The sequence below is a fragment of the Ignavibacteriota bacterium genome, from assembly GCA_016713565.1.
In the GTDB taxonomy this organism is placed as follows: Bacteria; Bacteroidota; Ignavibacteria; order Ignavibacteriales; family Melioribacteraceae.
In genome coordinates, this window is record JADJOX010000007.1 from 1309258 (window position 1) to 1334711 (window position 25454).

Consider the following 25454-nt stretch of genomic DNA (forward strand, 5'->3'; position numbering starts at 1 on the left):
ATTAAAATATTAAGAACTTAATTTATTTTGCTGAAAATTGGATTTATTGTATTATTTTAGACTAACAAATAGGAGCTTTAAGATGAAAAAAATATTTTCATTTATGGTTATCATAAATATTCTTATGGTTTTTAATGGATGTGAAAAAGCAACTGATAAAAATTTATCCGGTAATTCAAATTCATCTTTTAATGAAGCTATTGAAACAGAAGCAATAATGAAAGTGATTGATGGAGAAACAAAATGTTTTTTTAATGGAAATTACGAATGTTGGAAAAGTTATTGGAGTCATAAAAGCTATGTTGTTCAAGCGTGGAACAATGATGACGGAACTGCAGATGTTGCAACCGGTTGGGATAAAATAAACTCCAGAGGAAAGGCTTGGATTGAAAAATATTACAAAAATGGTGATAATATTATTCATCCAACCGTGAAGCGGGAAAAACCAACCATTAAGTTTTTCAGCGATTCTGCCGCCTATCTTACATGGAAGCAATATAATTCCGACGCGGAAAAAAAATATTTTAGAACAAGTTTCGAAATTAGAATAATGGAAAAAGAATCAACCGGCTGGAAAATTGCAAATGTTTCTGCATTTTGGGATACACAGAAAAATATTCCTTTTGACAGCCTAAAAATAAATTGATTTTTTTACTCTAAAAATTCCACAGAAAATTTGTTATTTATACTTTTGTGAAGTTTATTAAATAACTTGTTTTTCAAATACCGGTTTTAAAATACTTTTCTCCCAAAGTATTTTGGTAAACTATATTTTATTAATAATTGTATCTTACCGAATAAAATTAAATGAATATATTTTTTTGAAATAAAATTGATAGATACTTTTATGAATCATAAAATCCTTGCCTTCTTTCTTCTAACTATTTTTCTCTTTAATTGCGGCAAAGACAATTCAACAGAAAATAAATCCGATATAGACAAAGGACCGTTTTCGTTGACATTTTTTAAAGAAATATTATATTACGATGGTTATGCCGAAACTGTAAATGAACCTGTGCCGGATGGAATAATAAGAATCTCAAATTCCAAATATGTAACAAAAATAACGGACGACCAGCTTGAAAAAATTGGGAGCAAATTATCATTAGAAATTACTGTAAAAGCCGCCTGCGATAATTACGATAGAATTGGAAATGTATTTTTAAGTTTTATGAATAAGGGCGAATCATACACAAAGGAAAATGTTTTAAACAAAATAGAAATCGCGAGATTTATTACTCCGTTTATGGATAAAAATAAAACCCCGAACGAAGTTCCATACAGTTTTGATATTAACAATATCGCAAAAATTTTAACCGATTCGGAATTTAAAAGTAAGTATGATTTTTGGATTGAGTTCGATATTTTCGGTGTTCCTTATGCGGCAAATACTCAAATTTCCGGATGCGCAGGAAAGAATTATACATTTTACGGTACTTTAAAATTCATCTCAACAAAAGAAACTGAAATTGATAAAGACCAAGAGCTTATTTCCCTTGCCAGCTTTTTAGATTTTAATAATTATTCTCAAACCGACGTTGTTGGAAAAACAGTAAAATCATTTAGTTTTAACCTAACATCAAAATTAAATGATGCGAAATTATACGTAATAACCTCAAATCACGGAGCAAACTCTGGCGGTGAAGAATATAATAGACGAAATCATTATATATATTTTGACGGGAACCTGGTAAAAGTTTATATTCCCGGCGGCAAATCATGCGAGCCTTTTAGAAAATACAACACACAATCAAACGGTATTTATAGTTTGCAACCGAGAACCGATGCCGAATGGTCATCTTGGAGCAATTGGTGTCCGGGCGATATAATTCCGATTAGAGTATTTGAGCTTGGAAATTTAGATGCCGGAAATCATACATTTAGAATTGAAGTTCCCGAAGCAAAATTCGTAAATAAAGAAGGAAACATTCCTCTTTCCGTTTATATTCAAGGCGATAAATGAAATTAAATTTTTATTTATTGATCATTTTGTTGGTCATTATAAAAATTCAAATATTTTCACAATCTCATGAAAACAATTCGAATAAATTTATTTCATTGTTCAGCAGTGAAGATAGTTCTCAAATATCATGCTATAGAATTCCCGCAATAATTACGGCTCAAAATGGTGATTTAATTGCCGCAATAGATGAAAGAGTTGAATCATGCAAAGATTTGAATTCAAATAAAGATATAAATATAGTAATCAGGAAAAGTTTTGATAATGGTAATACATGGACACAAATTGAAAGAATTGTTGATTATCCCTTCGGTCAATCAGCATCGGATCCTTCTTTTATTTTGGATAAAATTACCGGCGAAATATTTTTGTTTTTCAATTATATGGATTTGGAAAATGAAAATGGAATTTATTATCATAAATTTGTTTCAAGCAATGATAACGGAAGCAGTTGGAGTTTACCTAAAGATATTTCATCGTTTATTATTAAAAAGGAAAACAGAAAAGATTTCCAATTCATTACTTCTGGAAACGGCATTCAAACATCTTCCGGTCAACTTCTTCATACTTTGGTCAATTTAAATAAAGGACTTTTTATTTTCGGAAGCAATGATCATGGAAAAACTTGGTTTATTATTGATACGCCTTTAAATCCCGCAGATGAATCAAAAATAATTGAATTGAATGACGGAAGCTGGATGGTAAACAGCAGAGTAAATAATTTTGGAAAAAGATTCATTCATATTTCAAAAGATGAAGGAAAAACTTGGCAAAGCTATGCTGATTCAAATTTGATTGACCCCGGCTGCAATGCAAGTTTAATTTCCGCGAAATATAACGGAATAGATATTTTGTTATTCTCAAACGTAAAATCGAAAGATAGTAGAAAGAATATGTCGATTTCCGTCAGCTACGATAATGGAAAAACTTGGAGTTTGGTAAAAACAATTTACGCCGGAAGCGCCGCTTATTCATCAATGACGGTCTTAAAGAATGGCGACATTGGATTGTTTTTTGAAAAAGATGATTACACTAATAATGTGTTTGTAAAATTTCCGATAAATTTCTTCAATAAATAAGTTCAATTTTGCTTAATTTCATTGCCGCAATCTGTAATTAATAATCAATATATAATTTAAATTGTGATAATGAAAAAACTTATTTCAATCTTAGCAATTGCATATTTGCTTTACGGATGTTCCTCTACAAATTCACAAGTTTACATGTTTTCGTTTTTTCAAAACAACGGCGAAGACGGCTTGCACTTGGCATACAGTAAAGATGGCTTTAATTGGTCGGCGTTAAATAATAACAATTCGTTTCTTAAACCAACTGCGGGAAAAGATAAACTTATGCGCGATCCGTGTATTATTTTGGGTAGCGATAATAAATTTCATATGGTTTGGACTGTAAGCTGGAATGAACAAGGAATAGGATATGCGAATTCAACCGATCTAAATAATTGGTCGGAACAAAAATATATTCCGGTTATGGAACACATTCCCAACGCAAGAAATTGTTGGGCTCCGGAATTATTTTACGATGAAATTAAAGATCAGTATATGATATATTGGTCGACAACTATTCCCGGAAAATTTCCCGAAACAGATTCAACCGGCGATACAGGCTATAATCATCGATTATATTTTACAACAACAAAAGATTTTATAAGCTTCAGCGAAACTAAATTATTATTTGATCCCGGATTCAACGTAATTGACGCTACAATTCAAAAGGTTGACGATAATTATTTAATGTTCTTTAAGAACGAAACAAAATATCCAATAGCGGAAAAAAACATTGGTATTGCTCAAAGCAAAAATCTTTATGGAAATTATAAAATAACTGCCCTTCCGATAACGGATAAATGGGTTGAAGGTCCTACGGTAATTAAAAATGAAAGCGGCTGGATTTGTTATTTTGATGAATACACTAGAAAAAAAATGGGAGCTGTTTTTTCAAATGATCTTCAAACATGGCAGAACATTTCAAACAAAGTTAATTTTCCTATTGGTACTAGTCATGGTTCTGTTTTTATAGTTAAACAGGAACTTTTTGATAATTTATTAAAACAAGATAAAACGCATTATGAAAATTAGATTTGCGGCGGTATTACTTTTTAATTTTACAATTCTATTTGCACAAACAAAGAATATTTGTTTTACAATTGATGATTTGCCCGTAGTTTCTTATGGAATGAATGATACAACGTTTCAGAGAAATTTGATGAATGGAATTATTCAATCATTTAAAAAACATAATATTCCGGCAATTGGTTTCGTTAATGAATTTAAACTTTATAAAGATGAGAAAATTAATTCATTCCAAGTTTCGCTGTTAAAAAATTGGGTCGCTAATGATTTGGAATTGGGCAATCATACTTTTTCTCACCCTGATTATAACAAAACAAATTTCAATAATTTCACCGAGGATCTATTAAAAGGCGAGATCATAACAAAAGAAATCCTTTTAGAAAATAACAAATCGATAAAGTATTTCCGTCATCCTTATCTTCACTTGGGCAATACAAAAGCAAAATATGATTCGCTTAATAATTTTTTAAAATCGAAAAATTACGTTACCGCTCCGGTTACAATTGACAATGAAGATTATTTATTTGCACTTGCTTACAAAAGAGCGTTGTCAAATAATGATACCGCGCTATCAAAAAACATTGGCAAAGATTATATAAATTATATGGAAGAAAAACTTCATTATTTTGAAGGTCAATCACAAAAATTATTTGGTAAAAATATTAATCATATTTTATTAATGCACGCTAGCTGGCTTAATTCAAATTTTATCGATTCACTCGCAATAATGTTTAAAAGAAATGGTTATAATTTTATCAGCCTTGAAGAAACATTAAAAGATGTCTTATATAAAACTGAAATTACAAAATTCGGAAATTGGGGAATTTCCTGGTTGGATATTTGGGCTTTATCACAAGATAAAAAAAGCGACTTTTTTAAGGATGATCCGCAAACACCTTTATACATTAAGAAAATGACGGAATAATTTTTTTTCAATAAAATGAGAAATAAAATGAAAACGCTTATATATATTTTTTTTTCAATGATTGTTATTAGTTGTTCATGTTATGATCAAAACAGTACAGAAAACTTGAATAAACAATTTGATGAAGGAGATAATAATATAACAGAAAAATATTGGAAACTTATTGAACTCACCGGTCAACAAATCAAGTTTGATGAAAATCAAAAGAAAGAAATTCATATTATATTGAAGAATGAAGATAATCATTTCATCGGAAACGGCGGATGTAATAATATCTCCGGCAAATACGAAATGATTGAAGGAAATAGAATTAAATTCAGCAAAGTCATATCTACAAAAATGTATTGTAATAATTTAGAAACTGAAGATCGATTCCTTGGCGTACTCGATAAAGTTGATAACTACACAATTCAAAATGATACTCTTTCGCTAAATAAATCAAAAATGGCAACATTGGCAAAGTTTATAGCTGTTTATTTGAAATAATACAGATTAAATTTTTTGAGCGTATATGAAAACATCACTATTAGTAATTTTGTTTTTTTATATAATAACTTGTTTTGCCCAAACCGATAATTCCTCAAATTATTATTCTGAAAAATATCGGCTGCAATTTCATTTCACTCCCAAATCGAAATGGATGAATGATCCAAACGGGTTAGTTTATTTTAATGGAAAATATCATCTTTTTTATCAGTATTATCCTTATGATATTGTTTGGGGACCAATGCATTGGGGACACGCTGAAAGTGCGGACTTACTTCACTGGCAGCATTTGCCGATCGCGCTTTACCCCGATAGCTTGGGAAATATTTTTTCCGGAAGCGCAGTTATTGATAAAAACAATACAGCCGGTTTTGGCAAAAACGCGATGATCGCCATTTTTACTTACCACAACGATTCTATTTGGGCAAGAGGTTTTAAGAATACGGAAAGTCAAGGAATTGCTTACAGCTTGGACGAAGGAATTACTTGGAAAAAATATTCGGGAAATCCGGTTTTAAATAATTCCGGCGAACAAGATTTTCGAGATCCAAAAGTATTTTGGAATGATGAAATAAATTTATGGAATATGGTTTTAGCTGTTGGCGATAGAATTAAAATTTTCACATCACAGAATTTAAAAAACTGGAAATTTGAGAGTGACTTTAAACCGGTAAATGATACGGCGAATTTGGGAGTTTGGGAATGTCCCGATCTTTTCAAAATGAAATTAGGCGAAGAAGAAAAATGGATTATAATAGTAAACCATGGCGGCGGCGCGCCAAACGGAGGTTCCGGTACAAGATATTTTGTTGGAAATTTTGACGGGAAAGTTTTTAAGAATATTCAAGAATCAATATGGCTTGATTACGGAACTGATTTTTATGCCGGAGTGACTTTTTCAAACATTCCCAATAATAAAAATGTCTTGATCGCGTGGATGAGCAATTGGCAATATGCAACTAAAACTCCAACAGAAGTTTGGAGAAGCGCAATGACGCTTCCGCGTGAATTAACTCTGCTTAAAACGAATGGTCATTATGTAATTGCTCAAAAAATTGTGAATCAATTTTCATCCTTAGAAGAAAATATTTCTGCATTTGAAAATTGCGGGCTTCCGTTTCATCAAGAAGATTTTGATCTTTCTCAAACTGAAATTTCGTTTCTAAATAACGCTGAAAATTTAGAAATTAGAATTTCAAATAAAATAGGCGAACAAATTAAAATTGAATTGAATGATAATATTTTAACTGTCGATAGAAGTAAATCGGGTAAAATTGATTTTAATGAAAACTTTGCCAATAAAGTTCAAACAATGCCATTAAGCGAACAAATAACTTCCTTCCAGTTAATTCTGGATAAAAGCTCAATTGAAATTTTATTGAATAACGGAAAGTACTCAATGACAAATTTATTCTTTCCTAATGAAAATTTTTCAATTATTGATATAAACAGTAAAGGTTCAAATAAAATCAGCGAATTAAAGTTCAATAAAATAAATAGAGTTTGGAATTAACATCCGGAATTAAAATTATGAAAAACAGTAAAATTTTCTTTACATCTATTGTTGTTGCTTTGGGCGGATTTTTATTTGGATTTGATACAGTTGTAATTTCCGGTGCAGATAAGCAATTGCAGGAATTTTGGCATAGTTCAGATTTATTTCACGGGCTCGTAGTAATGTCAACAGCACTTTGGGGAACTGTATTGGGCGCATTTACGGGTTCAATACCAACAAACAAATTAGGAAGAAAGAAAACATTAATATTTATTGGAGTTTTGTTTTTTGTTTCGGCTATTGGTTCTGCGTTGGTATCAGATCCGTTTAGTTTTGCGTTTTTCAGATTTATTGGTGGAATCGGAATCGGTATTTCAACAATAGTTTCACCTTCTTACATAGCTGAAATTTCTCCGGCAAATAAGCGCGGAAGCCTTGTCGCATTATATCAATTTAATATTGTTTTCGGAATCTTAATGGCTTTTGTATCCAATTATTTTTTGAAAGATATCGGTGAAAATGCTTGGCGGTGGATGATGGGAATGGAAGCGGTTCCGGCTTTCATTTATACGCTGTTGGTAATGGGTGTTCCTGAAAGTCCAAGATGGCTCTTGGAATATAAAAACGACAAAATTAAAGCTGTGCATGTTTTAAAAGAAATGGATCCTAATGCAAATTTTGAAGAGGAAATTTTGGCAATAGAAAGAGAAAAAGGTGAAGAAGCAACAAACGAAAATATTTTTATGAAAAAATACAGAATCCCGTTATTGCTCGCTTTCTTTATTGCTTTCTTTAATCAAACTTCCGGAATTAATGCTTTCCTTTATTACGCGCCAAGAATTTTTGAATTAGCGGGATTGGAAAAATCCGCGTCGTTTCTCAGCAGTATCGGAATTGGTGCCGTCAATTTAATTTTTACTTTAGTTGGAATTACTATGATCGATAAATTCGGCAGAAGAACATTAATGTACATTTGTTCATTTGGTTATATAGTTTCGTTAAGTTTAGTCGCTTTTGCTTTCATGTTAAAATGGCAGGGAATTTTAGTTCCAATTTTCTTTTTTCTATTTATTGCCGCTCACGCTGTTGGTCAAGGCGCTGTAATTTGGGTTTTTATTTCTGAAATTTTTCCAAATAAGTTAAGAGCCTCTGGACAAGCATTCGGTTCTTCCGTTCATTGGATTTTAGCTGCTTTAATCCCGTCATTAATTCCGTTTTTGTTCAATGCAATTGGACCAGCAACGGTATTTATGTTTTTCACTCTAATGATGATAGGTCAGCTTTTATGGGTAAGATTTAAAATGCCCGAAACAAAGGGGCAAACTTTGGAAGACTTGGCGGCAAAGCTTGCAAAATAAAATCGATTGAATATGAAAACTAAATCGAATAAAAATATGAACGCAATTTGTTTCGGTGAAGTTCTTTGGGATATTTTACCAACCGGAAAAGTTGCCGGCGGAGCTCCGATGAACGCTGCTATTCGGCTTCAATCCTTCGGAATTTCCACAAAAATAATTTCAAAAATCGGACAAGATGATAATGGCGGACAATTGCTGAAAATATTGAAGGATAAATTTGTTGATGTATCTCAAATTCAAGTTGATGCAAAAATTAAAACCGGCGAAGTGTTGGTTACATTGGATTCAAATGGAATTGCGACTTATGATATTGTAATACCTTCTGCATGGGATAAAATTGAACTAAATGAAGAAAATATAAACCTAGTTAAAAACTCCGATATATTTGTTTTTGGCTCTCTCGTATGCAGAGATAATATATCTAAAAGTACCTTATATAAATTATTACCTTTTGCAAAACATAAGATCTTTGATGTTAATTTGCGTGCGCCGTTTTATTCTTTTGGCCTGATTGTAGATTTAATGAATAAATCGGATTTCATAAAAATGAATGATGAAGAATTATTAATTATAGCTGTTGAATTGGGCTCAAAATATACTTCAATTGAAGAAAACATAAAATTCATTTCGGATAAAACCAATACGCAAAATATTTGCATAACAAAAGGCAAGGACGGCGCCGTATTATTTATAGAAAACGAGTTTTATCATAATAATGGCTTTAATGTAAAAGTTGAAGATACTGTAGGAGCGGGTGATAGTTTTTTAGCAGCGTTGATATATAAATTGCAGACAACAAATAATTATTACGACAGTTTGGAATTTGCTTGCGCTGTAGGCGCAATGGTAGCATCACACAAAGGCGCGAATCCAATTCTAGACATTAACGAAATTAATAATTTTATAAATACTAAAAATGCTTAATATAAATGGACCGGTTAAAAAAAGTTTTTCCGGTAAAGGAGTTTTTCCTTATCAATATGCATTTACTTTGCTGCTGCCGATAAGAAATATTTTTCTTTCTCCTAAAAAATTAATTGAACGACTTCATTTGACTGATAATAATTTTGTTTTGGAAGTTGGATCCGGACCGGGATATTTCAGTACAAAAATAGCTGAAGAAATCCCTTATGGGAAATTAGTCTTAGCCGATATTCAAACGGAAATGCTGGATATTGCGAAGAAAAGATTGCACAAAAGAAATATTAGCAATGCTGAATATTATTTGTGCGGCGGACGTGCATTTGATTTACAAAGTAATTATTTTGACAGGATTTTTTTAATAAGTGTACTCGGTGAAGTTACAAACAAAGATATTTATCTCTCTGAATTTTACCGAATGTTAAAGCAAAACGGTATTTTATCAATTTCAGAGTTAGCCGGTGATCCTGATAAAATGAGCATTAACGAAATTAAAATATTAGCTGAAAAATACAATTTCAATTTTTCTGAGCTTTTCGGTACCGAAAGAAATTACACAATTAATTTTAAGAAAGATTAATTTCCTATTCTAACATTTATAAAACTTCCGAATTGTAAAATTAAAAACTAACATAAAACAGAGTTTATGGATTACGAAATATCTAAACTAAATAAGGTTATACGCGGCGGACACAAAGCCTCATATGATAAAAAAATTATTCATTCAATTTTGGATTCGTCAGAAATTTGCAACATTGCTTTTTCGATTGAAGGCAAAGCTTATGTTCAACCAATAAATTTTGGAAGAGACGGAGAGACTTTATATCTTCATGGGTCTCAGCAAAATAGAATGACAAGTGCATTAATTGAGGCTGAGGAAGTTTGCTTAAGCGTAATGTATTTGGATTCTATAAAATTAACGCGCTCGGCTTTTCATCATTCTGTAAATTTTAGATCGGTTATTGTTTTTGGAAAAGTGCGTGAGTTAAAAACTAACGAAGAAAAGTTAATTGGTTTAAAAGCTTTAATAAATCATTTTGTACCAAACAGGTGGGATTTTTGCAGACCGCCGAATGAAAATGAATTAAAAGCCACACGAGTTTTAGCGATTGATATTGAATCGGCTTCGGCAAAAATTGCCGACACTCCGCCAAAAGATAATGTTGAAGATTATAAGTTAGATTATTGGTCAGGCGAATTTCCAATAAAAACAATTTGTGAATTTCCAATTCCGGATAAAAATATAAAAGACGGAGTTCCAATCCCTCAGCATGTTTTGGATTTTTATGAAAAAAATAAAAACGGTTTTTGAAAAAATAAGAAATAATATATATGCAAAATTCATTGATAATAAAAGAATTTGAAAAATTTGTAAATAATAAATTCAATGTTTATAACAGTTTGTTTTTAAATCTTCCTTATCCAAATGTTAGTAATATTGGAATATTAATTCCTTTGTTAAGTCATGTCTGCAAAACCGGACTTGAATCCGGTAAAGATCCAATTGAGATTATAGAATTATTTTTTAATACTCATACAGATTTAAAGACGGAAGAAGAAAAAATTGATTTTATGTTCAGGGTAATTCAATATGTTGAAAGACAAGTTGTTCTTTATGATAGTGTGGAAGATGCTGCATATACTGATCTATTAAATTTAGAAAACAATCTTAATTTGAAAGATTATATTCATTTATCGGAAAGTAAAAATAACAAACAAAAGTTAATTGATAAACTTTCTAACTTCAGTACCAGAATTGTGTTTACGGCACACCCAACACAGTTTTATTCGCATTCTGTTTTGGAAATTATTGGTAATTTACGCAAGCTGATTACAAAAAACAGCATAAACGAAATAGACATAACTTTACAGCAGTTGGGATTAACTTCATTAATAAACTCTAAAAAACCGACTCCGCTTGATGAAGCTAAAAATGTAATTTATTTCTTAAGTACAATCTATTATGATGCAGTTATCGAACTTTATTCATCAATAAAAAAAAATCTCCCGGATAATTTTGATAATCCAAATATAATTCAATTCGGATTTTGGCCCGGCGGAGACAGAGACGGTAATCCATTTGTTACTGCAGAAACAACTATGGATGTCGCTGATAATTTACGAATGAGTTTGATGAACTGCTATTATAATGATCTGAAAAAACTTGAACCTAAACTTACATTTAAAAAGGTTGAAGAGATACTTGATCAATTAATAAATAAAGTTTATTCAAATATTTTTGAAAAATCTAATACAATAAAATTTGATGAACTGTTAACGTATCTAATCGAAATAAAAGATTTAGTAATTAAAGAATATAATGGTTTATATTTGGAAGAAATAGAAAATTTAATCGATAAAGTAAAAATATTTAGGACACATTTTGCGTCTTTGGATATTAGGCAAAATCATAAAGTTCACAAACAAACTATTGAAGAAATTCTAAAAAAGGAAAATCTAATTAAAGATACTTTGGATGAATTACGCAAAGATGAACTAATTGAAATTTTGTTGAATAAAAATATTTCTGTCAGCACTGATCAATTTGAAAATGAATTGGTAAAAGATACGATAAAAACTATTTCACGGATTCATTTCATTCAAGAAAAAAATGGAGAAATAGGCTGCAACAGATATGTTATAAGTAATTCAGAAGATATTTATTCCGTACTTTTTGTTTTTGCTTTATTAAAGTGGTGTTATTGGCACAATGAAAATATTCCCATCGATATAATTCCTTTATTTGAATCAATTGAGGGAATGGCAAATTCGGAAAAAATAATGAATGAGCTTTTTTCATTAACTCATTATAGAAAACATATTTTCCAAAGAAATAATTACCAAACCATAATGCTGGGATTTTCTGATGGAACTAAAGACGGCGGATATTTGCAGGCTAATTGGTCCATATTTAAAACCAAAGAGAATTTAACTTCTGTATGCAAAAGTTATAATATTGAACCAATTTTCTTTGACGGACGAGGCGGTCCACCGGCAAGAGGCGGCGGAAAAACTCATCGTTTCTACGCATCGCAAAGCGATAGAATTGCAAATAATGCAATTCAAATTACAATACAGGGACAAACTATTTCCAGCAAGTATGGAACCAAAGATCACTTTATTCATAATTCTGAAATGCTGATCACCGCCGGTTTGTCTCATTATTTATTTGAAAAGGATAATGCAATTTCTGAATCTTCAAGAAATTTAATAGAACGTATTGCAGACGTTAGTTTTGAAAAATATACATCTTTAAAAAATCACATGATGTTTGTACCATATTTGGAAAACAAAAGTACATTAAAATTTTACGGCGATACAAAAATCGGCAGTCGACCTACAAAAAGAGGTAACAATAAAAATTTGGAATTGAAAGATTTGCGGGCTATTCCCTTTGTCGGCTCTTGGAGTCAATTAAAACAAAATGTGCCTGGTTATTTTGGACTTGGAACGGCAATTAAAACTTTGGTTGATGATGGAAAGTTTGAAGAGTTAAAAAACTTATTCAACACGGTGCCATTTTTCAAAACATTGATTCTCAATAGTATGATGTCACTAAAAAAATGTAATTTTGATTTGACCCGCTATATAGCAAAGGATATTGATTACAAAGATTTTTGGGAAATTTTATTAAATGAATTTGAACTGACCAAGGAAATGACATTGTTGATTTCGCAGCATAAGTTTTTAATGGAGGAAGAGCCAATATCAAGAAGTTCTGTTGAAATTAGAGAAAATATTGTACTGCCATTGTTGGTAATTCAGCAAGCCGCCTTACAGAAAATTGAAAGTGGTTCTGAATACAAATCAAACTATGAAAAAATGGTAAGACGATCTTTGTACGGAAATATAAATGCAAGCAGAAATTCTGCTTAATTATAATTGAGAAATTTTAAGATAAGTTATTGATTTCCTCATATCTAAAACAATTTTTTGTGTGGTCATTTATCATTCCCACTGCCTGCATAAATGCATAGCAAATTGTTGAACCCACAAACTTAAATCCGCGTTTTTTCAGATCTTTGCTCATTGCATCAGAAATTTCTGTTTTAGCCGGAACATCTTTTATGCTTTTAAATGAATTATTTATTTGTTTGTAATTTACAAATTGCCAAATGTAATTGTCAAAAGTTCCAAATTCCTGTTTCACTTGCAAGAAAGCTTTTGCGTTTGTAATAACCGAATTAACTTTTAATTTATTTCTAACAATTCCCGGATCCTGTAAAATTTTTTCAATCTTTTTATCTGAATATTTAGAGATCTTTTCCGCGTCAAAATTGTCAAAAACGTTCTTATAATTTTCTCTTTTCTTAAGAATCGTGAACCAGCTTAATCCTGCTTGTGCTCCTTCTAAATTTAACATTTCAAACAATTTTCTGTCATCATGAGAAGGAACTCCCCACTCTTCATCATGATATTTTACATAAAGCGGATCCGTTCCGCACCAAGTACATCTATTTATCATATAATAATCCAATACTATTTTTAGAATTAAAATTTATTTAGTTAGGTAGTTTACCAAGTATTTTCCAAAACCACTTGTGAACTTTATGTATTGAGTCGACTGACTCCGTAAACATTAAAATACATTCTTTATGAATTTCATTTATTCCGTTTTCTTTACAGTAATTAATTGCTTCATCAGATTCACTGCCTTGCTGCATCCAAAAATTTTTAACTCCAATTGAGCTCGCTTCTTTAACTACTTCCAAAGTCTGCTTTGGTGAAACAACATTTACAACTGCTTCAATTTTTCCGTTTAATTCATGCAGATCTTTATAACATTTGTCATTTTCAATTATATCCATATTGGGATTAACACCGTAAACATTATATCCTTTATTCTTGAGTTCTTTATAAATTACATTCCCAAACTTAGAACTCTTTCTTGAAACACCAACAACCGCGATATTTTTGCATTTCATAAAATTATCAACTGTTTCTTTTGATGTCATTTCTGCTCCTGTTCATAACTTAATTTTAATAAATTTATGTAATAAAAATATAGTTCAATTTATAAATAACACAATTATTATTAGAGAAATTAAGTACTTGTATATTTTACTATTCCTTAATTTTGTAAATTAATGCCAAGAAATAATTTTAAGAATTCGGGATATAAAATGTTAATTGGCGTTAGAGCGCACGATTTTGGAAAACTTAGTATTGAAGAACTCGCAAAAAAAATTCAAGAAAAGAATATATCATATATACAACTCGCACTTTCAAAAGCTGTTGCCGGCATTGATAATCCCTCGGGTATTTTAAATCCGGGTTTGGCAAGTTATATTAGGGATATTTTATACAAGCACAATATTAAAATTTCAGTGCTGGGTGTTTACTTAAATTATATACATCCTGATATTGAACAAAGACGTAAGAATATTGAAATATTTAAAGAGCATGTAAGATTTGCCCGTGACTTTGGATGCAGTGTTATTGGAACAGAAACAGGTTCATTAAATGCCAATTATTCATATAATAGTGAAAATGAAAGCGATTACGCTTTTAATCTTCTTTACAATAGCTTAAGTGAACTTGTTGATGAAGCAGAAAAATTTGGCGTGTTCGTCGGTATTGAAGGTGTTACTAGCCATGTTCTTACAACACCGCAGAGAATAAAAGAAATGCTGGATAAAATAAATTCAAATAATCTGCAGGTAATTTTTGATCCGGTAAATTTAATTGATTTTAAAAACTTTAATGAACAAGACAGAATAATTAAACAATCATTTGAATTATTCGGCGATAAAATTGCTGTAATTCACGCAAAAGATTTTATTGTTGAAAATAATAACCTTTCTCAAGTCGCACCGGGAAAGGGAATTTTAAATTATAAACTGTTGTGCGATTTAATCAAAAAACGAAAACCGCACATTGAGATTTTAATGGAAGAAACAACACCATTAAACATTCATGAAAGTATTAATTATATTGAAAAATATTTTAAAGAATAAAAATTAAGTAAAATTCTTAATTATACATCGGCTTTATATATTTTATTAATTCAATTTGAGTGAAAGTCCTCAGTCATATTTATTGTTTTTGGTCGAAGTACCACAAGTTGTAATATTATTGCAACAAGAACAACAACAGTCAGCAAAACAAATACTTGTCCCATTTCGCCATTATCAGCGGCTTTTCCTAAAAACTCTGTTATAATTGCTCCGGCGGAAATTCCGGCTAAATTCATTAAACCATATCCGGTTGCTCTATATCTTGGTGAAACAAATTGACAAAGAATGGGCATATTGTTAGTATCAAATATTCCAAAACCTAAACCAAATAAAATTCCTCCGGCTAATATTACTTCCATGCTCGTTCCTTTTCCAACCAAAAATAGCGCGGGAAGAGTAAGTATCAATCCGATTACGCCGGTATAAATTCTGCCTTTTAAATTTTTCATAACCCATTTATCGGAAACATAACCTCCAATTAAAACTCCGAAAAATGACGCGAACGCAATTGTCATTGTTGAAATTGGTCCTGCTTGAGCCATATCTAATTTAAGTGTTTCAGAAAATAATGTAGGCAGCCAATTTCTTACAGCCCAGCCTGGAAGACTTGGAGCGGAAAAATAAAAAAGCAAAACCCAAAACGCGATATTTCCAAACAATACCCCCAAACCTTTTCCCATTTTTTTTATTTCATTAATGAAACTGCTTTTAACTACATCAGTTTTATATGTTTTCTTCTCTTCAATAAATAATATTAGGATAAGACCATAAATAACTCCTAATAAACCAACAGATTTAAAAGTTAAATGCCAAGAAAAGAAGCTTGCAAATGTTGCCCCAAAACCGCCAAAGGCTTGACCTAAATAAATTCCGGTAGTATGAATTCCAATCGCCATTGAACGCGTATTGCCCTGGTGATAATCCGCAATTAATGATAATGCCGCGGGAATATAAAATGCCTCGCTAACTCCCATTACTGCTCGAAGTAAATAAATTTGATCAAAAGTTGTTGCAAAACCCATGGACATTGTAACCGCTGACCATACGCATAAACTTCCTACAATAAGCCATTTTCTATTTATTCTATCCGCAATTATTCCTGAAATCGGACTCATAAATGCATAAATCCATAAAAATATTGCCATTAGTCTGCCAAAATTTTCAGCTTTTGCCAATTCCGGAATATCCATCATCATGGATGGTTTCATTGTTGAAAGCATTTGTCTGTCTAAATAATTAAGCAATGCAACAAACCACAATAAATAGACAATTAACCATGGATAGAATTTTTTCTCATTAATTTTGGCTATCATAATTTTTTCTGTATTATGTTGATGATAAATTTAAAGTTAATAAAAGGTTTAGTAAAAAAAGCAAAAATTTTACTTTTATCTGTATGAATTACAAATTGAAAAAATGCTGATATTTATTTAACCCAAACCGATTTTATATTTACGAATTCTTTGATTCCGTAGTGTGATAATTCTCTGCCGTATCCTGAAAGTTTAATGCCGCCAAAAGGTAACCGCGGGTCCGATTTTACCATTCCATTTATATAAACCGAACCGGATTCAATTTCCTTAGCAAGTGATTTGGCTTTTTCAATATCGATTGTCCAAAGTGAAGCTCCTAAACCAAAATTTGTATCATTCGCGGTCAAAATTGCTTCTTCTTCATTTTTAACCTTAATTACAATTGCCGCAGGTCCAAATAATTCTTCTTCATAAGCGGCCATCCCCTTTTTTACATTACTAATAATTGTCGGAGCATAATAAAATCCTTTTTTATTTAAACGATTTCCTCCGGTTAAAATTTTTGCGCCGGCAACAACTGATCTCGTTATTTGTTCATGTAGTTCAATCAACAGATCTTCTCTAGCAATTGGTCCCAATTCAGTTTCTTCCTTCATCGGGTCGCCGATAATTGTTTTTTCCATTTGTTCAACAAACATCTGTTCAAACTTTTCCGCAATTTGTTCAACCACAATAAATCTTTTTGCGGCAATACAACTCTGTCCGTTGTTCAGCAGCCTGGCAGTTGCGGCGGTTTTAACGGTGTTCTTTAAATCAGCATCCGCAAAAATTATAAACGGATCGCTTCCACCTAACTCCATTACACTTTTCTTCAACATTTTTCCGCTTTTTGAAGCAACCATACTTCCGGCATATTCGCTGCCCGTTAAAGTAACAGCTTTAACTTTTGGATTTTCAATCACCAAATCAACTTGCTTCGATTCAATTAAAAGTGTGCGAAATATATTTTTAGGAAATCCGGCTTTGTGAAATATTTCTTCAATTGCCAAGGCACTCATTGGAACATTAGAAGCATGTTTTAAAATACCTGCATTCCCAGCCATTAGTGCCGGAGCTGCAAAACGAAATACTTGCCAAAATGGAAAATTCCACGGCATTACTGCAAGTATAATTCCCAATGGATCAAATTGAATATAACTTTCGCTCGCGTCTGTTTTAATGTATTCTTTACTTAAAATTGATTCCGTATTTTCCGCGTAATATTCGCAAACCCACGCGCACTTTTCCACTTCTGCAATTGCTTGTTTTATTGGTTTTCCCATTTCCAAAGTTAAAATTTGGGCATAATGTTTTTTTTCACTTCTCAAAATTTCAGCGGCATTATTCATAAAAGATTTTCTTTCTGAATAGTTTTTATTTTTCCACGCTAAATATTCTTCATGAACATTATCAATAATCTGCAATACTTTATTATTACTAAACGGAGTAAATATTTTTACTAATTCTTCATTAGCCGGATTTATAGTTTCAATTGCCATATAATTACCTAAGTTGTTTCTTAGAAAATTTTATATTTTAAAATAATACTAATAAAATTTATATTCATTGTTCATCAATTTATTATTGTCTTGAAATCAAAAATAAAAAAGTAAGATTTATATGACCAAGCAGAAATCAGTTAAAACTTTTGTGTTGGATACAAATGTTATTCTTCATGATCCAAGCTGCATTCATCAATTCAAGGAAAATAATATTGTAATTCCAATAACCGTTATTGAAGAAATTGACCATTTCAAACGCGGCAGCCAGGTTATAAACTTAAACGCAAGAGAATTTGTTAGAACTTTGGATTCATTAACCGGAAAAAACCTTTTTAACGGCGGCGTTTCATTGGGCAAAGGCAAAGGGAAAGTCAGAATTGTAATTAGCAAATCAATTGCAAAGGAAATTAAAGATTCATTTAAAGAAGATACACCAGATCATAGAATTTTAAATACCGCGATATTATTACATCAGGAAACAAAAGAAAAGGATCGAATAATCTTAGTATCCAAAGATGTAAACTTAAGAATGAAAGCAAAAGCTTTGGGTGTGCTTTCAGAAGATTATACAACCGATAGAGTTGGAAGTATTGAGGAACTTTACAGCGGAAAAGAAGTAATTGAAGATTTTGAAGACGAAATTATTCAAATATTATTTAAAACTCCATTTAGTATAGATGCGGATTTAATTGCAAAACGCATAAATTCGGAAATGGTTCCGAACAAATACTTTATACTAAAAAACGAAAACCGCTCAGTGCTCACATATTTAAATCAGGAAATGAATTTATTTGAACGTATCGATAAAGAAAATGTTTATGGAATAATTCCCCGCAACGCAGAACAAACTTTTGCAACACACGCGCTTTGCAATGCTGACATTCCTTTGGTTTCATTAACCGGAAAAGCCGGTACCGGAAAAACATTATTGGCGCTTGCGAGTTCACTGCAGGTAAGAAAAAACTATAGACAAATATATATAGCCAGACCGATAGTTCCTTTGAGCAATAAAGATATTGGATTTTTACCAGGCGATGTTGAAAGCAAAATTGGTCCTTATATGCAGCCGCTTTGGGATAATTTAAAAGTTATTCAAGATCAGTTTAAAGAAACAGATTCAAAATTTGCTACAATTGAAAACTTGATTAAAGATAATAAATTAGTGATTGAACCTTTGAGCTATATAAGAGGAAGGAGTTTACAGCGAATATTTTTTATTGTTGACGAAGCTCAAAATTTAACTCCGCATGAAATTAAAACAATAATTACACGCGCCGGAGCCGGAGTAAAAATTGTTTTAACCGGAGATATTTACCAAATCGATCACCCATATTTAGACACACAATCCAACGGATTATCATACCTGATCGATCATTTTAAAGGACAAAAATTATACTCGCACATAAATTTGGAAAAAGGTGAAAGATCAGAATTGGCTGAGCTTGCAAGTAATATTTTATAACAGAAAGTTTTAATTCATTTTTATTATACAAATGTCGGGAGAAATTAAAAAACATTTATGAATAAAAATCATTTAATAATATCTTCAGCAATGGGAGCGCTTGGAGTTATTCTCGGCGCGTTTGGCGCTCACAGTTTTAAATCTATTCTTTCTCCGGAAATGCTTGAAACTTACAAAACCGGAATTTTATATCATTTAATTCATTCGGTAGTATTATTGGCGATATCTCTGAATCAAAAATTTAATTTAAAAGTGCCGTTTTATTTTATTTTAACAGGAATAATTCTCTTTTCATTTTCCATATACATCTATTGCTTAACAGGCATTAAAACTGTTGTAATGATTACACCTGTCGGTGGAATGAGTTTAATTATCGGGTGGATTTCAATAATATATTATGCGTCGAAAAAGTAGAGACGCAATTACAAAATATGTTTATTACGTCTCTACATTAAATATTTCTTACAATTTTACATCAAGATTATAAAACATAAACGACCATAAATCAGAATATAACTCAATAGATTTAGAAGTACTTGTTCCTGCACCATGACCAACTTTTGTTTCAATTCTTATCAGTACGGGATTATCACCTTTATATTTTTCTTGAAAAGTAGCCGCATATTTGAAAGAATGTGCCGGAAATACCCTATCATCATGATCAGCTGTTGTTACCATTACAGCCGGATATTTTAAATCGCTTTTAATATTATGAAGCGGAGAATATTTATAAAGATTCATGAATTGAACCGAGTCTTCACTTGAACCGTATTCAGGAACCCATGCCCAGCCAATTGTAAATTTATGAAATCTTAACATATCCATTACTCCAACCTGAGGAAATGCAACTTTACAAATTTCTGGTCTTTGATTTATAACAGCACCAATTAAAGTTCCACCGTTAGAACCGCCGCGCAAAGCAAGCTTATTAGGATTTGTATATTTATTTTCGATTAGATATTCTGCAGCGGCAATAAAATCATCAAAAACATTTTGTTTATTCTGAAGCATCCCGGCTTTATGCCATTCTTCGCCGTATTCGCCGCCGCCGCGAAGACAAGCCATTGCGTAAACTCCGCCATTTTCTAAAATTGGAATTATGGAAATTGCGAACTCCGGAGTTAAGGAAATATTAAAACCGCCATAACCATAAAGCATTGCCGGATTGTTACCATCAAGTTTCAATCCTTTTTTGTGTGTAATAAATAATGGAATTTTCGTACCATCTTTGCTGCTGTAAAAAACCTGTTTTGTTTCATATTCATCGGGATTGAATTTAATATTAATTTTTCTAAAAACTTCAGATTTATCATTTTCAATATCATACTTGAAAATTGTTGGCGGATAATTGAATGAAGTAAAAGTATAAAACAATTCTTTGTAATCTTTTTTTCCGCCAAACCCATATGCGGTTCCAATTCCCGGCAAATGTAATTCACTAAGCTGATTACCTTCTAAATTAAATATCAAAACTTTTGTATTGGCATCTTTTAAATATTCGGCAAAGAGTTTTCCGCCGACATATGTCACGGATTTTAAAACATCTTTACTTTCCGGAATAATCGTTTTCCAATTTTCTTCGCCGGGTTTTAAAGGATCGATTAATACAAGTTTGGAGTGAGGAGCATTTTTGTTTGTTACGGTTAATATATTTGATTCCAAATTATCAACAATTGCGTACTCCGCATCAAATTTTCCAAGTATCAATTTTATTTGAGAATCTGTCTTAAGATTTTTAATATAAACACTGTTTTCACTTGCGGAACCCTGCCATCCATAAATTATTAAATAATTTTCATCGTCAGTTACAGAAGCAGAAAAGCCTAATTGTGGATTTGATTTATCTTCTAAAACTAATTTATCATTTTCCTGCGCATCGCCTAATTTATGATAATATAATTTATGAAATTCATTTTTGGCCTTTAGCAATTCATCATCTTTCGGCTTTTCATAACGACTATAAAAAAATCCGTCTTTAAACCAAGCCAGACTTGAAAATTTTGCCCACATTAAATGATCAGGAAGTAGTTTTTTAGATTCTGTTTCCATAACATAAATTTCGCGCCAGTCCGAACCGCCTCTTGAAATTGAATATGAACAATATTTTCCGTCATTGGAAAAAGTTAAATCGTCCAAACTTACTGATCCGTCATCCGAAAGTTTATTAGGATCAATCAGAACTTCCGGCTGACCATTCAATCCCTTTTGAATATATACAACATATTGTTCCTGCAAACCGTCATTTTTATAGAAAATGTAAAAATCTTTAACTTTTTGCGGCGCAGAATATTTTTCAAAATTCCATAATTCTGTTAGTCTGTTTTTTATTTTTTCTCTAAAAGGAATTTTTGAAAGATAATCTTCCGTAACTTTATTTTCATCCTCAACCCATTTTGCAGTTTCCGGTGATTTATCATCTTCAAGCCAGCGGTAAGGATCATGCACTTTAACACCAAAATAATTATCTATAATATCAACTTTAGCAGTTTGTGGATATTTTAATTTAATTTTGCTTTCTGAACACCCGAAAACCATAACTAAAAACACCAATGCAAATAAAATTTTAAGCATAATTTCACCCCTCTTTTAATAAAAATATTGAATTCAAATATAATTCAAAACGTAATGAAAATAAATCATGATAAAGAGCAATTAGGAAAGAAAAACTCATAGTATCACTTTATTAAAATAGGTAAACGGTCAAAGTAACTTTACCATTTAATTTGTAATTTTATAAAATATCATTATCAATTATCTATTTAATAAATATGAATAAATTAACAGCTATTGCCGTTTTAATATTTATATCAACAACATTTGCTCAAGTTAATATTGAGAAATACAATAATCTAAATACTTCTGTGAAAAGTATAAAAAAGGTTACTTTTAATTTTTCGGCAAAAACCGGAAATACAGATATTCAAGAATTGGGAATTGACGCAAGATTAAATTACAAAGGTGAAAATTATTATTCAATTATTGTTGGGCAAGGCTCTTACGGATGGAAAAACGGAACACAATATTCAAATAATGCGTTATTGCATTTCAGATATTTGCATGAATTATACAAATTTTATTATCCCGAATTTTTCAGTCAAATTAATTATGATAAATCGCGTCTGCTTCAACTAAGGACTTTAGTCGGGGCAGGATTAAGATTTTCGATAATTTCTGATTCTATTTCTAACTTAAACTATGGGGCTTCATACATGTTTGAATATGAAAAACTTGATTTGCCAAAATATTCTGAACATCTAAACAAAACTAATGATCACAGATGGAATAATTATCTTAGTTATTCAAATATTATTTCCAGCAATTCAAGAGTTTCATTCGCCGTTTATTATCAGCCAAGATTCGATAAATTTAATGATTTCCGAATATTATCAGAAAATTATATTGGTGTTGAGATTTCCGAAACGCTTGTTCTTTCTTTAAGTTTCAATTTTAGATATGACAGCCTTCCGCCGGATAAAATTAAAAATCTGGATACCGTTACTATAACCGGAATAACTGTAAATCTTTAAAAATAAATCGGTGATTAAATGTTCAACTTTATGTTAAATTCAAATATTGATTACCATATTTTAATTCTCTTATAACATAAAAACGGTTAGCACAAAACTTAAAAAAAAATACACATGCATTTACGATGCAAATTTATTTAATCAGAATCACCTTTAAAGTCTTAAAGTATTTTCCGCTTTGAACTTTTATAAAATACACACTGCTTGCGTAATCTTTTGCGTTCCATTCGATATTATAATTTCCCGGTTTTTGTTTTGAATTAAATAATGTTGTAATTTCTTTTCCAATATTATTATAAACCGAAATTTTTACATTAGATTCTTCAGAAATTTCATAATTTATTTTTGTAACCGGATTAAATGGATTAGGATATGCGGATAAACTAAATTTGTTTTTAATTAATTCATTTGATTTTATATTTGTTATTATATTAGATGCGCCAGGCGTTGTTGAATTTGTTATATACCATTCGCCTGAATTATTATCTCTTGCGAATGACTCATTTTCCGGAAGTGCAGGAATTGTAACCGAATCAATTATTGTAACTCCATCGGTATCAACAATTGCTGTAAATTCTCCACTTGAACTTAGTTTAAAGTTAGCGTGTAAATCACCTTGACTTCCATCTTCATCGCACCAAACTAATAAATAACTTTTAGGTTCTATTTTAATGTTTTCCCCGAATTGCCATTTTACTAAATTATCTTTTTTATCCGTAAGATATTTACCGGTTAAGTTAATAGCGGTATCTTGAGGATTATATAGTTCCATCCAATCTTCGTTTTCGTCAAAATTATCTTTTATCGAGGATGTGTTTGTACACATTATTTCATTAATTGTTAATTCATTGGATACTTCACCGGCAGAAATAATCTCAAGTCCACCAGAAGGATATTCAATAACTTTTCCGCTGTTATCTTCAACAAAAATGCTTAAAGTACCGGAAAAACCTTTGGGAACATTACTTATAGAACCTTTCCACAAATCGTTTTTTTGTATTTCAATAGATGTAATCTCAGGTAAATAATTTAATTCATTTTTAATTATTTCTACCGCGTTTTTATTTCTCAATACTACATTAACACTTTTAATACCTTTAGTACTAAATGCCGAACAATTTATATTAATAGAATCACTAAAAGATAAATATTGAGGAAAAACATCAAGTGAATAAACAATTGGATCAGAATCAACAAAATTTATTTGGTTTGAAATATTAGTTAATCTTTTATTTAAAAATTCTTGTATAGAATATTTAACATGTAATTTTGAAAAATTTTGTTGAAAGAAGGATTTATCAAAATCATCATAAGTAAAACCATAATCTAATGTTCTATAATTATCATTTTGCGCATATGGTGAAATTTGATTTTTTATCTGCAGAATACTTTGTTCAGATAAAGAAGTTTTTTCTTTGATTTTTGAAAAATGGTCTAAAATGTGTGAATATAAATTTCTAAATTCCGGAATTTGTAAGGTTCTTTCAATTAAAGGTCTATAACCATCAACAACTTTACCAAATACATATGGATTTACTGTAGCCCAATCAATATTACTCCAACTGATGCCAAGTGAATTATCATAATCATATGGAATAATATGAAAATAATTTTTCGATGGTTCAAAATACAGAAAATAATTATTTGAAAGCGACCAATAATCATCCCAATTGCCAAGTAAAACATTTGCCGCAAAATATTGAAGCAATTCCTGAATATTAATTTTTTGAGGAAGTTCATTTTTAAATGTTACATAATCTGAATTATTAAGAAAATCAATAAACTCTGATAATTTTGAATAATCATCTTCTGATTTGTTTGTAACTAAATCATAAATTCTAGAATCCGAAGATTCTATTTTATAACTATTTGGATCATCATTTATATAGTTTAAATTTGCGCCGTAAAGACACTTCCACAAATTTCCGTTATTGTTTTCATAATTATTTTTAACAAAATTTTCATCAATTTTTTCAGTTGAAATATATAAACCGTAATAATTTCCATTAAAATATACTGATGCATAGGATGCTCTTGTAGAAATCATTCCTATTGAGTTAAAAAAATCCCAACAAATTTTACTTCTTGCAATTGAAGGATCATTATGTTCACCATTTAAATTTAGTTCTTCAAGAGAGTAAAATTTCCTTCCTTTTTTAAATTTATTAAAATCAATTTCAAAAGATTTCTTAAATGATTCGCGCGAAGTATTGCCTCTAATACTAATTCCCACAGAATCAACTGAGTCATTTATAAATGCATTTTGGAATTGAAGTGCAGCTGTAAACGCGGTATCAATATTATAATTATTGTACAAAAATTGTAAATCATTAGAGGCTATAGTTATATTGACAATCGCAATTTGAGAATTATCATAAACTTTCCAACTATCATTTTTTTGCGGAAATAAATTACTTACAACAAAAACCAGTAAATAAAAAGTGTATATAATTTTCATAAATTTATGTCATTAATT

The 25454-nt window shown here is 30.8% G+C and carries 22 protein-coding genes; 16 read left to right on the plus strand and 6 right to left on the minus strand.

Annotated features, from left to right (window positions below; all coding sequences use genetic code 11):
- Nucleotides 1–82 precede the first annotated feature (82 nt).
- The 12 genes from IPK06_13140 to IPK06_13195 all read left to right on the plus strand — a co-directional run bounded on the left by IPK06_13140 (nucleotide 83) and on the right by IPK06_13195 (nucleotide 13114).
- Nucleotides 83–646 carry a hypothetical protein gene (locus IPK06_13140; protein MBK7980917.1) on the plus strand — a complete coding sequence of 188 codons (564 nt, stop codon included), beginning with the start codon at nucleotides 83–85 and terminating at the stop codon, nucleotides 644–646.
- Between the two features lie 201 nt (nucleotides 647–847).
- The gene (locus IPK06_13145; GenBank protein ID MBK7980918.1) at nucleotides 848–1963 is read left to right on the plus strand and encodes a hypothetical protein; all 1116 of its coding nucleotides are present in this window, start codon (nucleotides 848–850) and stop codon (nucleotides 1961–1963) included.
- Nucleotides 1960–3039 (plus strand): exo-alpha-sialidase, encoded by a 1080-nt coding sequence (locus IPK06_13150; GenBank protein ID MBK7980919.1) that lies wholly within the window; start codon nucleotides 1960–1962, stop codon nucleotides 3037–3039. Before IPK06_13145 ends, IPK06_13150 begins: the two co-directional genes overlap by 4 nt.
- A 69-nt stretch (nucleotides 3040–3108) precedes the next feature.
- Nucleotides 3109–4059: a glycoside hydrolase family 43 protein gene (locus IPK06_13155; GenBank protein ID MBK7980920.1), complete on the plus strand. Its 951-nt coding sequence runs from the start codon at nucleotides 3109–3111 to the stop codon at nucleotides 4057–4059.
- Nucleotides 4049–4978: a polysaccharide deacetylase family protein gene (locus IPK06_13160; protein ID MBK7980921.1), complete on the plus strand. Its 930-nt coding sequence runs from the start codon at nucleotides 4049–4051 to the stop codon at nucleotides 4976–4978. The genes IPK06_13155 and IPK06_13160 overlap by 11 nt, the downstream gene beginning before the upstream one ends.
- 27 nt (nucleotides 4979–5005) lie before the next feature.
- Complete coding sequence (locus tag IPK06_13165; protein MBK7980922.1) at nucleotides 5006–5464, plus strand: META domain-containing protein; 459 nt, start codon at nucleotides 5006–5008, stop codon at nucleotides 5462–5464.
- A 25-nt stretch (nucleotides 5465–5489) separates the two neighbouring features.
- The gene (locus tag IPK06_13170) at nucleotides 5490–6977 is read left to right on the plus strand and encodes a glycoside hydrolase family 32 protein (GenBank protein MBK7980923.1); all 1488 of its coding nucleotides are present in this window, start codon (nucleotides 5490–5492) and stop codon (nucleotides 6975–6977) included.
- A 17-nt stretch (nucleotides 6978–6994) separates the two neighbouring features.
- Nucleotides 6995–8317: a sugar porter family MFS transporter gene (locus IPK06_13175; GenBank protein ID MBK7980924.1), complete on the plus strand. Its 1323-nt coding sequence runs from the start codon at nucleotides 6995–6997 to the stop codon at nucleotides 8315–8317.
- Between the two features lie 36 nt (nucleotides 8318–8353).
- Nucleotides 8354–9241: a carbohydrate kinase gene (locus IPK06_13180; GenBank protein MBK7980925.1), complete on the plus strand. Its 888-nt coding sequence runs from the start codon at nucleotides 8354–8356 to the stop codon at nucleotides 9239–9241.
- Nucleotides 9234–9818, plus strand: coding sequence for a methyltransferase domain-containing protein (locus tag IPK06_13185; GenBank protein ID MBK7980926.1), 585 nt, complete (start codon nucleotides 9234–9236; stop codon nucleotides 9816–9818). Before IPK06_13180 ends, IPK06_13185 begins: the two co-directional genes overlap by 8 nt.
- Before the next feature lie 66 nt (nucleotides 9819–9884).
- Nucleotides 9885–10550, plus strand: coding sequence for a pyridoxamine 5'-phosphate oxidase family protein (locus IPK06_13190; GenBank protein MBK7980927.1), 666 nt, complete (start codon nucleotides 9885–9887; stop codon nucleotides 10548–10550).
- Nucleotides 10551–10570: 20 nt separating this feature from the next.
- A complete protein-coding gene (locus IPK06_13195) occupies nucleotides 10571–13114 on the plus strand; it encodes a phosphoenolpyruvate carboxylase (protein MBK7980928.1) in 2544 nt (847 codons plus the stop codon).
- Between the two features lie 16 nt (nucleotides 13115–13130).
- Here IPK06_13195 and IPK06_13200 read toward each other — a convergent pair whose 3' ends face one another.
- Both IPK06_13200 and IPK06_13205 read right to left on the minus strand, forming a co-directional pair.
- A complete protein-coding gene (locus tag IPK06_13200) occupies nucleotides 13131–13703 on the minus strand; it encodes a DNA-3-methyladenine glycosylase I (protein ID MBK7980929.1) in 573 nt (190 codons plus the stop codon).
- A gap of 37 nt (nucleotides 13704–13740) precedes the next feature.
- Entirely contained in the window at nucleotides 13741–14193 is a 453-nt protein-coding gene (locus tag IPK06_13205) for a CoA-binding protein (protein MBK7980930.1), read from the minus strand.
- A gap of 168 nt (nucleotides 14194–14361) precedes the next feature.
- Here IPK06_13205 and IPK06_13210 point away from each other — a divergent pair, with 168 nt between their 5' ends.
- On the plus strand, nucleotides 14362–15195 hold the full coding sequence (locus tag IPK06_13210) for a sugar phosphate isomerase/epimerase (GenBank protein MBK7980931.1): 834 nt from the start codon (nucleotides 14362–14364) through the stop codon (nucleotides 15193–15195).
- Nucleotides 15196–15245: 50 nt separating this feature from the next.
- Here the strand turns inward: IPK06_13210 and IPK06_13215 are convergent, their stop codons facing one another.
- Together IPK06_13215 and IPK06_13220 are read right to left on the minus strand one after the other, a co-directional pair.
- Nucleotides 15246–16508, minus strand: a complete 1263-nt coding sequence (locus tag IPK06_13215) for an MFS transporter (GenBank protein MBK7980932.1) — start codon at nucleotides 16506–16508, stop codon at nucleotides 15246–15248.
- A gap of 113 nt (nucleotides 16509–16621) precedes the next feature.
- Nucleotides 16622–17986, minus strand: coding sequence for an NAD-dependent succinate-semialdehyde dehydrogenase (locus IPK06_13220; GenBank protein ID MBK7980933.1), 1365 nt, complete (start codon nucleotides 17984–17986; stop codon nucleotides 16622–16624).
- 121 nt (nucleotides 17987–18107) lie between these two features.
- Between IPK06_13220 and IPK06_13225 the strand changes: the two genes are divergently transcribed.
- Together IPK06_13225 and IPK06_13230 are read left to right on the plus strand one after the other, a co-directional pair.
- Complete coding sequence (locus IPK06_13225) at nucleotides 18108–19451, plus strand: PhoH family protein (protein MBK7980934.1); 1344 nt, start codon at nucleotides 18108–18110, stop codon at nucleotides 19449–19451.
- A gap of 57 nt (nucleotides 19452–19508) precedes the next feature.
- Nucleotides 19509–19865, plus strand: coding sequence for a DUF423 domain-containing protein (locus tag IPK06_13230; GenBank protein MBK7980935.1), 357 nt, complete (start codon nucleotides 19509–19511; stop codon nucleotides 19863–19865).
- 48 nt (nucleotides 19866–19913) lie between these two features.
- Here the strand turns inward: IPK06_13230 and IPK06_13235 are convergent, their stop codons facing one another.
- The gene (locus IPK06_13235) at nucleotides 19914–22022 is read right to left on the minus strand and encodes a S9 family peptidase (GenBank protein MBK7980936.1); all 2109 of its coding nucleotides are present in this window, start codon (nucleotides 22020–22022) and stop codon (nucleotides 19914–19916) included.
- Between the two features lie 197 nt (nucleotides 22023–22219).
- On the opposite strand from IPK06_13235, the gene IPK06_13240 reads away from it, so the two are divergent.
- On the plus strand, nucleotides 22220–22978 hold the full coding sequence (locus IPK06_13240) for a DUF481 domain-containing protein (protein MBK7980937.1): 759 nt from the start codon (nucleotides 22220–22222) through the stop codon (nucleotides 22976–22978).
- 133 nt (nucleotides 22979–23111) lie between these two features.
- On the opposite strand, the gene IPK06_13245 is transcribed toward IPK06_13240, so the two are convergent.
- Nucleotides 23112–25436, minus strand: a complete 2325-nt coding sequence (locus IPK06_13245) for a CotH kinase family protein (GenBank protein MBK7980938.1) — start codon at nucleotides 25434–25436, stop codon at nucleotides 23112–23114.
- Nucleotides 25437–25454: the final 18 nt, after the last annotated feature.

Excerpts from the sequence above, each read along its gene's own strand:
- IPK06_13245 (MBK7980938.1), bottom strand. The coding sequence starts at position 25,436 with ATGAAAATTATATACACTTTTTATTTACTGGTTTTTGTTGTAAGTAAT.
- IPK06_13215 (MBK7980932.1), bottom strand. The coding sequence starts at position 16,508 with ATGATAGCCAAAATTAATGAGAAAAAATTCTATCCATGGTTAATTGTC.
- IPK06_13160 (MBK7980921.1), top strand. The coding sequence starts at position 4,049 with ATGAAAATTAGATTTGCGGCGGTATTACTTTTTAATTTTACAATTCTA.
- IPK06_13220 (MBK7980933.1), bottom strand. The coding sequence starts at position 17,986 with ATGGCAATTGAAACTATAAATCCGGCTAATGAAGAATTAGTAAAAATA.
- IPK06_13200 (MBK7980929.1), bottom strand. The coding sequence starts at position 13,703 with ATGATAAATAGATGTACTTGGTGCGGAACGGATCCGCTTTATGTAAAA.
- IPK06_13230 (MBK7980935.1), top strand. The coding sequence starts at position 19,509 with ATGAATAAAAATCATTTAATAATATCTTCAGCAATGGGAGCGCTTGGA.
- IPK06_13155 (MBK7980920.1), top strand. The coding sequence starts at position 3,109 with ATGAAAAAACTTATTTCAATCTTAGCAATTGCATATTTGCTTTACGGA.
- IPK06_13170 (MBK7980923.1), top strand. The coding sequence starts at position 5,490 with ATGAAAACATCACTATTAGTAATTTTGTTTTTTTATATAATAACTTGT.
- IPK06_13190 (MBK7980927.1), top strand. The coding sequence starts at position 9,885 with ATGGATTACGAAATATCTAAACTAAATAAGGTTATACGCGGCGGACAC.
- IPK06_13175 (MBK7980924.1), top strand. The coding sequence starts at position 6,995 with ATGAAAAACAGTAAAATTTTCTTTACATCTATTGTTGTTGCTTTGGGC.
- IPK06_13205 (MBK7980930.1), bottom strand. The coding sequence starts at position 14,193 with ATGACATCAAAAGAAACAGTTGATAATTTTATGAAATGCAAAAATATC.
- IPK06_13185 (MBK7980926.1), top strand. The coding sequence starts at position 9,234 with ATGCTTAATATAAATGGACCGGTTAAAAAAAGTTTTTCCGGTAAAGGA.
- IPK06_13235 (MBK7980936.1), bottom strand. The coding sequence starts at position 22,022 with ATGCTTAAAATTTTATTTGCATTGGTGTTTTTAGTTATGGTTTTCGGG.
- IPK06_13195 (MBK7980928.1), top strand. The coding sequence starts at position 10,571 with ATGCAAAATTCATTGATAATAAAAGAATTTGAAAAATTTGTAAATAAT.
- IPK06_13240 (MBK7980937.1), top strand. The coding sequence starts at position 22,220 with ATGAATAAATTAACAGCTATTGCCGTTTTAATATTTATATCAACAACA.
- IPK06_13180 (MBK7980925.1), top strand. The coding sequence starts at position 8,354 with ATGAACGCAATTTGTTTCGGTGAAGTTCTTTGGGATATTTTACCAACC.
- IPK06_13210 (MBK7980931.1), top strand. The coding sequence starts at position 14,362 with ATGTTAATTGGCGTTAGAGCGCACGATTTTGGAAAACTTAGTATTGAA.
- IPK06_13225 (MBK7980934.1), top strand. The coding sequence starts at position 18,108 with ATGACCAAGCAGAAATCAGTTAAAACTTTTGTGTTGGATACAAATGTT.
- IPK06_13150 (MBK7980919.1), top strand. The coding sequence starts at position 1,960 with ATGAAATTAAATTTTTATTTATTGATCATTTTGTTGGTCATTATAAAA.
- IPK06_13145 (MBK7980918.1), top strand. The coding sequence starts at position 848 with ATGAATCATAAAATCCTTGCCTTCTTTCTTCTAACTATTTTTCTCTTT.
- IPK06_13165 (MBK7980922.1), top strand. The coding sequence starts at position 5,006 with ATGAAAACGCTTATATATATTTTTTTTTCAATGATTGTTATTAGTTGT.
- IPK06_13140 (MBK7980917.1), top strand. The coding sequence starts at position 83 with ATGAAAAAAATATTTTCATTTATGGTTATCATAAATATTCTTATGGTT.